Here is a 246-nt window from a genome sequence, read left to right on the forward strand (position 1 = left end):
GCCATGGTGTGCACGATAAAAAAATTAACTCGTTCATCCTCCTGGATAAATTTGAGTACCAAGACGCTGACAACGGTAGTGCGCTGGCTTGGGATGCAAAAGGGTGGATCGGCGGTGACGTCGATCGCCTATGGTTGCGTTCGGAAGGCGAACGTACCAATGGCGTAACCGAGAACGCTGAACTTCAGGCTCTGTGGGGACACGCCATCGGTCCTTGGTGGGATGTCGTCACCGGCATTCGACAAG

General features: G+C 54.1%; 1 protein-coding gene. It reads left to right on the forward strand.

Annotated elements, in window-relative coordinates:
• Positions 1-246 (forward strand): copper resistance protein B (locus KMS84_RS44795; RefSeq protein ID WP_256921655.1); only part of this gene is annotated, 246 nt, incomplete at both ends.

It is taken from the genome of Streptomyces hilarionis (assembly GCF_024539675.1).
Lineage (GTDB): Bacteria > Actinomycetota > Actinomycetes > Streptomycetales > Streptomycetaceae > Streptomyces > Streptomyces hilarionis.